Source organism: Nesterenkonia sandarakina (assembly GCF_003003175.1).
GTDB classification, from domain to species: Bacteria; Actinomycetota; Actinomycetes; order Actinomycetales; family Micrococcaceae; genus Nesterenkonia; species Nesterenkonia sandarakina_A.
Genome location: NZ_PVTY01000003.1, coordinates 1 through 12,108, shown reverse-complemented (window position 1 = coordinate 12,108; position 12,108 = coordinate 1). Strand labels below are relative to the sequence as shown.

Below are 12,108 nucleotides of genomic sequence, written 5' to 3'. Positions count from 1 at the left end.
AGATGACGGGACTGTAAACGACGACGGCGTGGCTCCCCTATGGTCGCCGCCTCGGTCCAGACCCTGCGCTGAGCTGGGGCAGGCGTTGTTCCACCGCGCTGAGCCGAGGATGATCAGGAGCTGATTTGTCGGCCCTCGAGGGTCCGTGTATAGTCTTCTAGGTCGCGATCGCCCAGCGGTCAGGCAGTGAAAAGTGAAGATGCGCCTATAGCTCAGCTGGATAGAGCGTCGGTCTACGGAACCGAAGGTCAGGGGTTCGAATCCCTTTGGGCGCACAGAAGAACGAGAAGAAGCACCCCTGCGAATCTGATGATTTGCAGGGGTGCTTTTGTCTGTGCCGCGAGTCTTCGGCCCCGCCCGAACTCCGCGGCACCGACGCCGGCTCGAATATCGGACCACCGTGTTGCAGCCATCGCCGGAGAGACGAGTCTGGTGCGCCGGACGCCGGTCTGGTCCCAAGGGTTCCCCCGGAGTTTTCCCAGTCCTATCCTTGGATCAGATCCCACGGGAGATCCAGCCGAGAGAGCTCGCCATGGCAGAGACACCTTCACCCAGGCCGCCCCAGGACTCACCCACTCCCCCGAAGATGAGACCGGGTCAATGGGTTCTGCTCATCGCCGGTGCGCTGTTGCACGGCGCAGGCAGCACTCTTCTGCTCACCGCGGCGGTGGCGAGCCTGATCCCGGAGCCGAGCGAGTGGAGATTCAGGCCGTACCACCGGGTCGACTACATGGCCGAATGGGATCCCGAGCAGGCCACGCAGTGGTGGGAACAGCTGCAGGACACCATTCCGACGCTGCTGATCATCGGCGCGGCGGCTTTCGTGGCCGGCGTCGTCGCCCTGCTCTTCGGTGCGGCCGGGCTTGGGCGCGACATCGATCCGAAGCGTCTGACCGACGCCCGCGGAGGCACCAGAGCCGACGTCGACCCAGCTGGCCCGCACCCAGCTGACCCCGGCGGCCTGGCCGCGCCCCGCCCGGCGCAGCCGACGCCGGTCTATCCGGTCCGGCTCACCGGATTCCTCGACGCCCCACCCTCCCGCGGCCTCTGGCTGGTGAAGTGGCTGCTGGCGATCCCGCACTACATCGTGCTGGCACTGCTCTGGCTCGCCGCATTCGTCACCACCATCGCCGCGGGACTGGTCATCCTGTTCACCGGGAAGTACCCCCGCGCCTGGTTCTGCTTCAACGTGGGCGTGCTGCGCTGGTCCTGGAGAGTGGCGTTCTACGGCTACTCGGCGCTGGCGACAGATCGCTATCCCCCCTTCACCCTGGCCCACGCGAATTATCCGGCGGACCTGAGCATCGCCTATCCGGAGCGGCTCTCGCACGGGCTGGTGCTGGTGAAGTCCTGGCTGTTGGCGATTCCCCACCTGCTGCTGATCGGGATCTTCACCAGCCCCTCGGGCACCAGCTGGCAGAGCAGCTGGGACGAGACCGGCACCACCGGCCCGATGACCGGACCCGGAGCCGGCTTCTCGCTGCTGGGCCTGCTGCTGCTGATCGCGGTCATCATCCTGCTCTTCACCGGGCGGTATCGACCGGGCATCTTCGACTTCGTCATGGGCCTGAACCGCTGGGGTCACCGGGTCGCCGCCTACGTCATGCTGATGCGCGATGAGTACCCGCCCTTCCGGCTCGATCAGGGCCCGGTCGAACCCGGGTGGGAGGACGGCAGCGTCACCGGCCGCACCCCGGAACGCACCCGCACCGACCCCACCACGTGGACGGACTGGGTCTAGGAGCGCCATGAGAGCCTGGTCCAGCAGCTCGATCAGCTCCACCCTTGGACGGACAGACCTCCCCGTTCCCATTCCCGAGCCCGATGAGGTGCTGCTGCGCGTCGAGGCCTGCGGAATCTGCCGCACCGATCTCCATGTCATCGATCACGAACTGGCCCCGCACCGCGCCGACGTCGTCCCCGGGCACCAGATCATCGGAATCGTGAAGGCTCGAGGCTCGGGTGTTCGACGCATCGAGATCGGAGATCGCCTCGGCGCGGCCTGGCTGCGTCGGACCTGCGGCAGCTGCGCCTGGTGCCGGTCCGGCCGGGAGAACCTCTGCCCAGACTCGCTCTACACCGGGTGGGACACCGATGGCGGCTTCGCCGACTACGTCACCGTCCCCGCCGGCTTCGCCTACCCCCTGGGCACCGAGATCGATCCCGTGCAGACCGCCCCGCTGCTCTGCGCCGGAATCATCGGCTACCGGGCGCTGGCTCGGAGCAGACTGCCCCCGGGAGGAACTCTTGGCATCTACGGCTTCGGCTCCAGCGGGCACCTGACGGCTCAGCTGGCGATGGCCGCCGGGGCACGGGTCTGCGTCATGACTCGCGGGGAGACCAACCGCAGGCTGGCCCGACAGCTCGGCGTCGACTTTGTCAGCGACAGCTTCGGCGACCCTCCGGAACCGCTGGATTCCGCCATCATCTTTGCTCCCGTCGGAGACCTGGTGCCTGCAGCCTTGAAGGCGACGACGCGCGGGGGCACCGTCACGATCGCCGGGATCCACGTGAGCGATCTCCCGCGGATGCCCTACCAGCAGACCCTGTTCCACGAACGAGATCTGCGCAGCGTCACCGCCAACACCCACGCCGACGGCATCGAGTTCCTGCGCCTGGCCCAGCGACTCGACATCCGCGCAGAGGTCACACCGTACGAGTTCGACGCGCTGCCGGTCGCCCTGGAGGACCTCCGCCGAAGCCGCGTCTCAGGGTCTCTGGTGCTCGCCCTCTGACCGAAGACCGTCTCACTCCGCCAGTTCAGCGACCCGGCGGCTTCAGTGCTCATGCGACATCAGCGCCTATGGGACCTCAGCGCTTGTGAGACCTCAGCGCTTGTGGGACCTCCGTGGCTCATGCGTCGGGATCACCAGCACCGGGCAGACAGCCCGGTTCAGCACCGCCTGGCTCACCGAGCCCAGCAGCAGCCCGGCGAATCCCCCATGACCGCGGGTGCCGAGCACCACCAGCGTCGCGGTGCGCGAGGCTTCGGAGAGCACGCCCGCCGGGGAGCCGTCGAAGAACTGCCAGCGCACCGGGACACCGGTGGACTTCGCGGCGACCTCTTGGGTCATCGCTTCAAGGTGGTCGGTGTAGCGCCGGCGCAGATTCGGCAGCTCGAGGTTGTGCTCCACGGTGTTGGGATACCAGTGCCCCTGGGCGTTCAGCGGGGCCGCCGAGACCAGCGTCAGCGGCGCGTTGACCAGGTCCGCCGCCTCGGCGGCCAGGTGCACGACGTCGGAGGCGCGGTCGCCGACGTCGACCCCGACCACGATCTCGGAGTCGAAGTTGAGCTCATCAGTGACGTTCGCGAACGAGCGTCGGCTGTGCTCACGCGCCGAGGACTCCTCCATCAGACTCACCGGCTCATCGTGGGCCGCCTCGGCGTCCGGCCGGTCCTGTTCGGGTGCCATCAGCTCGGACTCGGAGTCGGACTCCCATCGCTCCGGCACCACGAGGGTCGGGCAGTGTGCGTGTGCGGCAAGCTTCCCGGAGACGCTGCCCAGGAACCGCCCGGCAAACCGATTGCGACCACGCTTGCCGACGACGGCGATGCGAGCCTCGCTGCTCTCATCCACCAGGGTTGCTCCGGCGTCGCCTTCAGCGGTGCGGGACGTGACCACCACGCCTGCCTCGGCCGCCCGGCCGGAGTATTCGTCGAGCATGTCCTGCACGGAATGGGCCGCCTCGGACCGGTACTGGTCCAGCTGTCTCACGTAGTAGTCGTCGGTCACGACTGGTCGAATGAATGTTCCGATAAGACGCAGCGGCAGTTCGCGCTGCTTGGCGATCATCAGTCCCACCTTGAAGGCGCGCTCGCTGCCCGCCGACCCGTCGATACCGACCAGCACGCCTGGGACGCCGCTGCTGGTGGCTTCGTGTGCCTCAGCCATAGCACAAGGTTACGCCTTGTTTCCAGTCATGTGCGGGGATTGTTTTCACGATCAGATCACTTTCACGACGCAGGCGAAATGACGGATCCCGCCAGCCCGCGTGTCCTGCGTCACACGGTGCCACCGACAGCCAACCTGTGAGTGGGACGAAACCTGTTGCATACACAGGCAAACACAGATAAAGTGTGCCTAAACCCACACGAAAGTGGTCTGGGTCACTGAAAAGGAGCTCAGCATGACGTTGCTCGCCCCCGAGCGGCACGAGCGGATCCTCGACCGACTGCGCCGCACCGGCACGATCACGGTCCAGGAGATCGCCCGCGACCTGAAGGTGACGAAAGAGACCGTCCGCCGTGACCTCGACCAGCTCGAGATCGCCGGCTCGCTGCAGCGAGTCCACGGCGGCGCCGTCGCCAGCTCCGCACCGTCGCGCCGGGAGACCTCGCTGCGGCAGCGGCAGAGCGAGCACTCCGCGCAGAAGCGGGCGATCGCCCGGGAGGCGTTCAGCTTCGTCCCCTCCTCCCCCGATGCCTCGGTGCTGCTCGACGCAGGCACCACCACCGAGGCCCTCGCCGACCTGCTGGGCGCGGACGAGGCACAGCGACACACCCGGTTCGTGACCACCAGCTCCGTCCCGATCGCGCAGAAGCTCGCCGAGGTCAGCTCCCTGGATGTCGAGGTGCTCGGCGGCAAGGTCCGCGGGATCACCGGCACCGTGGTGGGCGCCCAGGCTGTCGCCACGCTTGCTCGCCGCCAGGCCGACGTCGCGTTCATCGGCACCAACGGCGTGGACGCCGGCTTCGGCCTCTCCACCCCGGACACCGCCGAGGCTGCGGTGAAGTCCGGACTGGTCCACGCCGCACGTCAGGTCGTGCTGCTCGCAGATTCCAGCAAGCTCGGCCAACGCACCCTTGTACAGTTCGCAACCCTGGAGGAGATCGATGTGCTGATCACCGATGCCGCACCGCACCCCGAGCTCGCCCACGCGCTCGACGAGGCCGATGTCCGAGTGATCGTGGCGGTCACCCCATGATCGTCACCTTCACGCCCAACCCGAGCCTCGACAAGACGCTTGAGCTCGACGCTCCGCTGCGCACCGGCGCGGTCCAGCGCGCGATCGGTCACACCGCTGAGCCGGGGGGCAAGGGAGTCAACATCTCCCGTGCGCTCACCGCAGCCGGCACGCCGTCGCTGGCGGTGCTCCCCGGTGACGCCGGAGATCCGGTGCTGCTCGCCCTGCAGGAGCTCGGCGTGGAAGCTCGGGCGCTGCCGCTGGGCGCACCGCTGCGCACCAACACCGCGATCACCGACCCGCAGGGGATCACCACCAAGATCAACGAACCCGGACCAGCGTTCGACGCCGCACTCACCGCCGCTCTGCTGGAGCTCCTGCTTCAGGCCTCAGCGGGCGCCTCGTGGGTCGCGCTGGCCGGGTCGCTTCCCCCCGGAGTCCCGGTGGACTTCTACGCCCAGGCCATCACCGCGCTCCGCGAGACCTTCGGAGACCAGGCGCCGAAGATCGCGCTGGACACCTCCGGGGAACCGCTGGCGGCAGCACTGCCCGCCGGGCCGGACCTGATCAAGCCCAACGCCGAAGAACTCCTCGAGCTGCACGCGGCCTTCACCGGCTCCGCGGCCACCCACCCGGCGGCCGCGCAGCGACTCGCCGAGGAGCTCGAGAACGACCCCGCCCGCGCCGTGCAGCTCGCCACCGAGCTGCAGCACCACGGTGCTCACGCCGCCCTGGTCACCCTCGGTGCCCATGGTGCGGTGCTCATCCCCCAGCTGACGGCGAGCTCACGCGAGGCTGCGCCCGCCGCGCTGCGCGCCTGGGGGCCCCCGATCGTGCCGCGCTCCACCGTGGGAGCCGGTGATGCCTCCCTCGCCGGATTCATCGCCGCCGCCCAGGACGGAGCTTCAGAGACCGAATCACTCAAGCACGCCATGGCCATGGGACGAGCCGCGGCAAGTCTGCCCGGCTCCATCATGCCGACACCGGAACACCTCAGCACCGCAGAACTCAGCACCGAACACCTCATCCTCAACCCGAGAACGACCACTACCGTGAATGTGGAGACATCATGAATACCATCATCACGCCGGACCTGGTGAGCCTCGACAAGCTCACCGCCGGCAGCAAGCGCGAGGTCATCGACGCCCTCGCCGCACTCGTCGGCTCTGCCGGACGCAGCACCGCCGTATCTGAACTCGCCGCCGACGTCTGGGCCCGCGAGGAGACCTCCGAGACCGGCATGCCCGGCGGCATCGCCATCCCGCACTGCCGCACCGGCGCGGTCACCGAAGCCACGCTGGCCTTCGCCCGCCTGGCGCAGCCGGTGGACTTCGGCTCCACCGACGGCCCGGCTGACCTGGTCTTCATGATCGCCGCCCCCGACGGCGCCGATCAGGCTCACCTGAAGATCCTCTCGGCCCTGGCGACCTCGCTGATCAACGACGAGTTCCTCGCCGATCTGCGCAGCGCCGACTCCGAGCAGCGCGTGGTCGACCTGGTGGCCGAGGCCGTTCAGCCGGCCCCGGTGACCGCCAACGCCGGGGGCCGCAGCTCCTCGTCGAGCACCGCCGCATCGACCGCCGGGACCCGAGACGCCACTGAGAAGACGACCACGACGGTCGGTCGGCTCGTCGCCGTCACCGCCTGCCCCACCGGCATCGCGCACACCTATATGGCGGCCGACTCGCTGAAGAAGGCCGCGAGGGAAGCCGGCGTGGAGCTCCAGGTGGAGACCCAGGGCTCCTCGGGCGCGACGCCGCTGGGCGCCGAGACCATCGCCGCCGCCGATGCCGTCATCTTCGCCACCGACGTCGACGTCCGCGACCGTCACCGCTTCGCCGGCAAGCCCGTGATCGCCTCACGGGTCAAGCGCGGCATCGACGAGCCGGCCAAGATGATCGCCGAGGCGCTCGCCGCGGCGAAGGACCCGAACGCCGCAGTCGTGCCTTCGGGCGGATCCGGGGACTCCGACGGCAGCACCGCTGCCAGCGGGGAGCGCGAAGGCTTCGGCCGCGCCACCCAGCGGATCCTGATGACCGGCGTCAGCTACATGATCCCCTTCGTCGCCGCAGGTGGCCTGTTGATCGCCCTGGGCTTCCTGCTCGGCGGCTACAACATCACCGAGGTCGCCACCGACGTGGCGCTCGGCAACTCACTGTGGAACCTGCCCACACCTGATCAGCTGCCCGAGGAGTTCCTCGGCTGGGGGTCGCTCGGCGGCTACCTTGGGTCGGTCTTCTTCACCCTCGGTGGAGCAGCCATGGGCTTCCTGGTCCCCGCGCTGGCCGGCTATATCGCGTTCGGCATGGCCGATCGTCCCGGCATCGCCCCCGGCTTCACTGCGGGCGCGATTGCGCTGACCATGGATGCCGGCTTCATCGGCGGCATCGTCGGCGGTGTCCTCGCCGGTGCGGTGGCGCTGTGGTTCCGCAAGCTCAGCGTTCCGCGCTGGCTCTCGGGACTGATGCCGGTGGTGATCATCCCACTGCTGGCGACTCTGGTTGCCGGTGGCCTGATGCTCCTGGTCCTGGGCGGACCGATCGCCGCGCTGACCGCGGCCCTCGAAGGCTGGCTCAACGGGATGACCGGCTCGGCAGCGATCCTGCTCGGCATCATCCTTGGTCTGATGATGTGCTTCGACCTCGGTGGACCGGTCAACAAGGTCGCCTACTCCTTCGCCGTGGCCGGACTCTCGGCCGCCGTCGCCGAAGGCAGCACCGGACCGCTGATGATCATGGCAACCGTCATGGCGGCCGGAATGGTCCCGCCGCTGGGCATGGCCTTCGCGACCTTCATCGATGCTCGCCTGTTCAGCCCCGCCGAGCGGGAGAACGGCAAGACCGCCGTACTCCTGGGTGCAGCCTTCATCTCCGAAGGCGCCATCCCGTTCGCCGCAGCCGACCCGCTGCGCGTGCTGCCGGCCTCGATGATCGGTGGTGCCGTGACCGGCGCCATGACCATGGCCTTCGGCATCACCTCCTACGCCCCGCACGGCGGCATCTTCGTGCCGTTCGCCATCGACAACTTCTGGCTGTTCCTGGTGGCCGTGCTGGCAGGCTCCATCGTCACCGCGTTCACGGTGATCGCCCTGAAGCGCTGGGCACGTAAGGGTGTAACCTCTGCTGCATGATTGAACGCACTGCGGTGATCGCCGCGGCGGCCGGGCTCCACGCCCGGCCTGCCGCGGCGTTCGCGTATGCAGCCGCAGAACAGCCGGTCCCGGTCGAGATCGCGAAGGCAGCCGCGCCGGAGCTCTCAGTGCAGGCGGACAGCCTGCTGGGCGTGATGAGCCTGGACGTGGCGCAGGGCGACCAGGTGGTGCTGCGAGCCCGTGGAGCAGGCGCTGAGCAGGCCCTGGAGACGCTGGTGCGGATGCTGGAGACGGCGGGCTGACTCAGCCGGCGGTGAAGAAGTCCGTGAGCTCTGCGTCGCGTCCGTCAAGCTCGACCCAGGGCTTGTGCACCTGGAACCGGGCGATCCCGGCCGGCGGCCAGGACCCGGCCATCTGGATCACCGGATCCTCCTGCGAGAGCGCGGAGGCCAGGCCCATGCTCAGCTCCTGGACCCCGGGCATATGGGCGACCACCAGCAGCGTGCGCACCGTCTCGGGGACCTCATTGATGATCGAGAGCATCGAGCGCGGCGGCGCGAGGTAGAGCCGGGAGTCAAGGTACGGCGTCGGCGCCTTCTCCCCCAGCTCGTGGTTGACCCAGATGCAGGTCTGCCGGGTGCGCATCGCATCCGAGCAGATCGTGTTGTCCGGCAGATTGCCCGAACTCACCAGCCAGCGTCCGACGGCGCGCGCCTGCTCCTGCCCGTGGCGGGTGAGCGTGCGGCTGTGGTCGTCACCGGAGAAGGAGTGTCCAGACTCGCCGTGGCGCAGGATCAGAAGTTCAGGCACGACAGGCCTAGATCGAGTATTCCGGGGCCGCCCAGACGGTGACCTCAGGGTGCTCGTAGAAGCGGTAGCCCTGGCCTCGCACGGTGCGCACCGTGTTGGCCAGGCGTCCCAGCTTGGAGCGCAGCCGGCGGATGTGCACGTCGATGGTGCGCTCGTTGGGCATCTGGTCCGGGTCCACATTGCGCCACAGGGTGTTGAGCAGCTCCTCGCGTCCCACGGTGCGCGATCCGTTGTCGACCAGGTAGTTCAACAGTTCGAACTCCTTGAAGGTCAGGTTCAGGCCTTCACCGTCGAGCCGAACCTCGCGGCGGGAGAGATCGATCAGCACCCCGGAGCTGGTGGGCGCCGGCGGGGTGTTGATGGGCACCTCGACGCCGCGGTGGGTGACGGTGGGATCACCCAGCGCCTGCCGCACGACCTCGAGGTCGCTGCCTTCGTGGGCGGCGGAGGCCAGGGCCATGGCGATGTGCACCTGGGCCTCGGAGGCGATGTGTTCCACGTAGTCGCGCAGCTCGGTGGCGATCTTGTGCAGCGAGGTTCCCGCCGCGCTGGCGGCGTCCTCGTCGAGGCCCACGTAGACGACGAAGCCGCGGGTCACGATATCGGGCTGGACCATCTGCGGTCCCCCGCCGTTCTGTGCGACCACCGGCACCGGCGAGGTGCGCGGGTGGGCGTCTCGAGACTCGTCGGTGGCATTGGCAGCGCGGATCCGACGGGCCATCTCGGCGCGGCGAGCTGCGTTGCGCACGGAGACATGGACGTAGCCAGGATTCTGTGGCTGACTCAGGTGTGCGGACATCGTGGGCAACTCCCCCGCTGCAGGTGGACGGTGGTATCCATTACAGCGTGTCCGTCACATTTGGAATCCGCAAGTAACAAAAGGGGGGATCTTCCACATAATGAGATCCAGAGACCATTTTGTGACCGGGATCACATAATCAGGCCTTGTAGGCCGGTTGACCGGCTCCTCGAAGGATGCAACGCGGCACGTCGGACGGCGCCAGGGTCCAGGCTTCCAGCACGCCTGGGAGGGTCGTGCCGGGAGAGCTACTGGGCGAGGCCGTAGAGGCGATCGCCGGCGTCGCCGAGCCCCGGGACGATGTAGGACTTCTCGTTGAGCTTCTCGTCGATGGCGGCGAGGTAGAGCTCCACCTCGATGTCGCCCACCTTCTCGCGCAGGCGTTCGATGCCCTCGGGGGCGGCCAGCAGGCAGATGCAGGTGATCTTCGCCGCGTTGGCCTTCTTCAGGAACCGGATGGCCTCGGCGAGGGTGCCGCCGGTGGCCAGCATCGGGTCCAGCACGAAGACGTGGCGGCCGGTGAGGTCATCCGGGAGCCGCTCGGCGTAGGTGATGATGTCGAGGGTCTCTTCATTGCGGGCCATCCCGAGGAATCCGACCTCTGCGGTGGGGACCATCGCGGTCATCCCGTCCAGCATGCCGAGCCCGGCGCGCAGGATCGGCACGACCAGCGGCTTGGGATCCGCCAGCTGGGTGCCGGTCATCGTGGCCACCGGTGTCTGGATCTCCACCGGTTCGGTGGCGATGGAGCCGCTGGCCTCATAGGAGAGCAGCATGACCAGCTCGCGAGTCAGTTCACGGAACTGGTTCGAAGCGGTCTCCACCCGTCGCAGCTGGGTGAGCTTATGGGAGATCAGTGGGTGTTCCACAACCTGTACGCGCATGGACTCAAAACTACCAGCACCCCTGCAGATCAAGCCCCGGACCACCCCGCCCAATAGTCTTGGGTGGTGACCGAGAACCTGAAGTCCGACGCCGCGTGGTCCCCCCGGTCACGCGGAGATCAGGAGAGCGCCGTCGGACGCTGCCTCGAACTGGCCGCCGAGGCGGGCGCGAGTGCCGACGTGCCGGTGGGCGCCGTCGTCTTCTCTGCTTCTGGGGAGGTGCTCGGCGAGGGCTTCAACACTCGGGAGCGAGACGGTGACCCGGCCGGCCATGCGGAGATCTCCGCGCTGCGCGCCGCCGCCGCCGCGCTGGGGACCTGGCGTCTGGACGGCTGCGTGCTTGCGGTGACGCTGGAGCCCTGTGCCATGTGTGCGGGGGCGATCTACCAGTCTCGGATCGGTCACGTGATCTTCGGCGCCTGGGACGAGAAGGCCGGGGCGGCCGGATCGGTGTTCGACATCCTGCGGGAACCCCGGCTCAACCACTGGGTGGAGGTCCATCCCGGGGTCCGGGCCGAGGAGTGCGCCGCCCAGCTGCGCTCCTTCTTCGAGCAGTTCCGCGGATAGGCTTGGCGTCGTGTCCACACCAACTTCACCGCAGCTCTCCATGCCCTCCGCCGCGCAGCTGGCCCACGCGCAGTCGCTCTTCGCGGTGACCCCCGACTTCCCCGAACCCGGCGTCCTCTTCCAGGACATCTCCCCCGTGCTGGCCGATCCCACGGCGCTGCGCACGATCGCGGAGGGCCTGGTGGCCCCCTTCGACGGAACCTTCGACATGGTCGCCGGGATCGAAGCGCGCGGCTTCACCCTGGCGGGGATGATCGCCGCGCTCACCGGCACCGGATTCATGCCCATCCGCAAGGCCGGAAAGCTGCCCGCCCCTGCCGGCCGAGTGGAATACACCCTGGAGTACGGCACCGCGGTGATCGAGGCCCCCGATGTGCTCAAGCCCGAGCATCGCGTGCTCATCGTCGACGATGTGCTGGCCACCGGCGGCACCCTGGCGGCGACCCGGGAGCTGATCGGCCAGCTGGACTGCCGGGTGGCCGGCGCTGCCGTCGTCCTGGAGATCGAGGCGCTCGGCGGACGCCGGCTCTGCGGCGAGGTGCACGCGCTCTTCACGAGCTGACCACCCGCACGGCGGGTGTTTCCCATGGGTGCTTTTGGGTGAGCGCGAGATGTTTGCGTATACTCAACGGGCCTGGTGACGTGTCCGAGCGGCCGAAGGTGCAGCACTCGAAATGCTGTGTGCGGTTACCCCGCACCGTGGGTTCAAATCCCACCGTCACCGCCGATGTCCTGTCTCAATAGATAGGAAACACCCCGAACCGTCAGGTTCGGGGTGTTTTGCTTTGTGGCTGATACTTCCGTGAAGGGTCCAGGACGAGGTCTCTGAGGATCTCACCGGTGCGGTAGTCCACGACCATGATGTGGCGGTCTTTGACCAGCAACACGACGCGGGTTCGGGCGTGGGTTCGCCCCACCCCGATGTGATACATCCTGGATTCGTACCGAAGAGTCACCGTCCCATTGATATCAATCCGGTCATGCCGGTACCGGGTCTCATCCGGACCCAACGGCGAGGGCCCATCCTTAGCCCTGCCGATATAGGCCGCATA

At 68.0% G+C, this 12,108-nt stretch carries 12 protein-coding genes, 2 tRNA genes and 1 pseudogene; 10 read left to right on the top strand and 5 right to left on the bottom strand.

The window, feature by feature from the left end:
- Nucleotides 1-201 precede the first annotated feature (201 nt).
- The 3 genes from BCL67_RS02770 (at nucleotide 202) to BCL67_RS02760 (ending at nucleotide 2,735) form a co-directional block, all read left to right on the top strand.
- A tRNA-Arg gene (locus BCL67_RS02770) sits at nucleotides 202-275 on the top strand.
- A gap of 257 nt (nucleotides 276-532) precedes the next feature.
- Nucleotides 533-1,741, top strand: a complete 1,209-nt coding sequence (locus tag BCL67_RS02765) for a DUF4389 domain-containing protein (RefSeq protein ID WP_219886374.1) — start codon at nucleotides 533-535, stop codon at nucleotides 1,739-1,741.
- 7 nt (nucleotides 1,742-1,748) lie between these two features.
- On the top strand, nucleotides 1,749-2,735 hold the full coding sequence (locus BCL67_RS02760; RefSeq protein WP_106121942.1) for a zinc-dependent alcohol dehydrogenase family protein: 987 nt from the start codon (nucleotides 1,749-1,751) through the stop codon (nucleotides 2,733-2,735).
- A 93-nt stretch (nucleotides 2,736-2,828) separates the two neighbouring features.
- On the opposite strand, the gene BCL67_RS02755 is transcribed toward BCL67_RS02760, so the two are convergent.
- On the bottom strand, nucleotides 2,829-3,893 hold the full coding sequence (locus BCL67_RS02755; RefSeq protein WP_106121941.1) for a universal stress protein: 1,065 nt from the start codon (nucleotides 3,891-3,893) through the stop codon (nucleotides 2,829-2,831).
- A gap of 235 nt (nucleotides 3,894-4,128) precedes the next feature.
- Between BCL67_RS02755 and BCL67_RS02750 the strand changes: the two genes are divergently transcribed.
- The 4 genes from BCL67_RS02750 to BCL67_RS02735 are packed head-to-tail and all read left to right on the top strand — an operon-like array spanning nucleotide 4,129 to nucleotide 8,298.
- Nucleotides 4,129-4,926 (top strand): DeoR/GlpR family DNA-binding transcription regulator, encoded by a 798-nt coding sequence (locus tag BCL67_RS02750; protein ID WP_308737943.1) that lies wholly within the window; start codon nucleotides 4,129-4,131, stop codon nucleotides 4,924-4,926.
- Nucleotides 4,923-5,978 (top strand): 1-phosphofructokinase family hexose kinase, encoded by a 1,056-nt coding sequence (locus BCL67_RS02745; protein ID WP_106121940.1) that lies wholly within the window; start codon nucleotides 4,923-4,925, stop codon nucleotides 5,976-5,978. The genes BCL67_RS02750 and BCL67_RS02745 overlap by 4 nt, the downstream gene beginning before the upstream one ends.
- Entirely contained in the window at nucleotides 5,975-8,035 is a 2,061-nt protein-coding gene (locus BCL67_RS02740; protein ID WP_106121939.1) for a PTS fructose transporter subunit IIABC, read from the top strand. Before BCL67_RS02745 ends, BCL67_RS02740 begins: the two co-directional genes overlap by 4 nt.
- Nucleotides 8,032-8,298: an HPr family phosphocarrier protein gene (locus tag BCL67_RS02735; RefSeq protein WP_106121938.1), complete on the top strand. Its 267-nt coding sequence runs from the start codon at nucleotides 8,032-8,034 to the stop codon at nucleotides 8,296-8,298. The genes BCL67_RS02740 and BCL67_RS02735 overlap by 4 nt, the downstream gene beginning before the upstream one ends.
- Before the next feature lies 1 nt (nucleotide 8,299).
- On the opposite strand, the gene BCL67_RS02730 is transcribed toward BCL67_RS02735, so the two are convergent.
- From BCL67_RS02730 to upp, 3 genes are all read right to left on the bottom strand, one after another.
- Nucleotides 8,300-8,806, bottom strand: coding sequence for a SixA phosphatase family protein (locus tag BCL67_RS02730; protein ID WP_106121937.1), 507 nt, complete (start codon nucleotides 8,804-8,806; stop codon nucleotides 8,300-8,302).
- Between the two features lie 7 nt (nucleotides 8,807-8,813).
- Nucleotides 8,814-9,605 carry a winged helix-turn-helix domain-containing protein gene (locus BCL67_RS02725; RefSeq protein ID WP_106121936.1) on the bottom strand — a complete coding sequence of 264 codons (792 nt, stop codon included), beginning with the start codon at nucleotides 9,603-9,605 and terminating at the stop codon, nucleotides 8,814-8,816.
- 248 nt (nucleotides 9,606-9,853) lie between these two features.
- Nucleotides 9,854-10,489 carry a uracil phosphoribosyltransferase gene (gene upp / locus BCL67_RS02720; RefSeq protein ID WP_036473377.1) on the bottom strand — a complete coding sequence of 212 codons (636 nt, stop codon included), beginning with the start codon at nucleotides 10,487-10,489 and terminating at the stop codon, nucleotides 9,854-9,856.
- A gap of 66 nt (nucleotides 10,490-10,555) precedes the next feature.
- Between upp and tadA the strand changes: the two genes are divergently transcribed.
- From tadA to BCL67_RS02705, 3 genes are all read left to right on the top strand, one after another.
- A complete protein-coding gene (tadA, locus tag BCL67_RS02715; RefSeq protein WP_258174705.1) occupies nucleotides 10,556-11,056 on the top strand; it encodes a tRNA adenosine(34) deaminase TadA in 501 nt (166 codons plus the stop codon).
- Between the two features lie 40 nt (nucleotides 11,057-11,096).
- A complete protein-coding gene (locus BCL67_RS02710; RefSeq protein WP_106121935.1) occupies nucleotides 11,097-11,618 on the top strand; it encodes an adenine phosphoribosyltransferase in 522 nt (173 codons plus the stop codon).
- A 74-nt stretch (nucleotides 11,619-11,692) separates the two neighbouring features.
- A tRNA-Ser gene (locus tag BCL67_RS02705) sits at nucleotides 11,693-11,780 on the top strand.
- A gap of 40 nt (nucleotides 11,781-11,820) precedes the next feature.
- Here the strand turns inward: BCL67_RS02705 and BCL67_RS15595 are convergent.
- Nucleotides 11,821-12,108, bottom strand: a pseudogene (locus BCL67_RS15595) (IS481 family transposase); the annotation flags it as partial.

Bases quoted from the DNA above. Each gene is read 5' to 3' on its own strand.
- BCL67_RS02765 (WP_219886374.1), top strand. From the start codon at position 533: ATGGCAGAGACACCTTCACCCAGGCCGCCCCAGGACTCACCCACTCCC.
- BCL67_RS02760 (WP_106121942.1), top strand. From the start codon at position 1,749: ATGAGAGCCTGGTCCAGCAGCTCGATCAGCTCCACCCTTGGACGGACA.
- BCL67_RS02755 (WP_106121941.1), bottom strand. From the start codon at position 3,893: ATGGCTGAGGCACACGAAGCCACCAGCAGCGGCGTCCCAGGCGTGCTG.
- BCL67_RS02750 (WP_308737943.1), top strand. From the start codon at position 4,129: ATGACGTTGCTCGCCCCCGAGCGGCACGAGCGGATCCTCGACCGACTG.
- BCL67_RS02745 (WP_106121940.1), top strand. From the start codon at position 4,923: ATGATCGTCACCTTCACGCCCAACCCGAGCCTCGACAAGACGCTTGAG.
- BCL67_RS02740 (WP_106121939.1), top strand. From the start codon at position 5,975: ATGAATACCATCATCACGCCGGACCTGGTGAGCCTCGACAAGCTCACC.
- BCL67_RS02735 (WP_106121938.1), top strand. From the start codon at position 8,032: ATGATTGAACGCACTGCGGTGATCGCCGCGGCGGCCGGGCTCCACGCC.
- BCL67_RS02725 (WP_106121936.1), bottom strand. From the start codon at position 9,605: ATGTCCGCACACCTGAGTCAGCCACAGAATCCTGGCTACGTCCATGTC.
- upp (WP_036473377.1), bottom strand. From the start codon at position 10,489: ATGCGCGTACAGGTTGTGGAACACCCACTGATCTCCCATAAGCTCACC.
- BCL67_RS02710 (WP_106121935.1), top strand. From the start codon at position 11,097: ATGCCCTCCGCCGCGCAGCTGGCCCACGCGCAGTCGCTCTTCGCGGTG.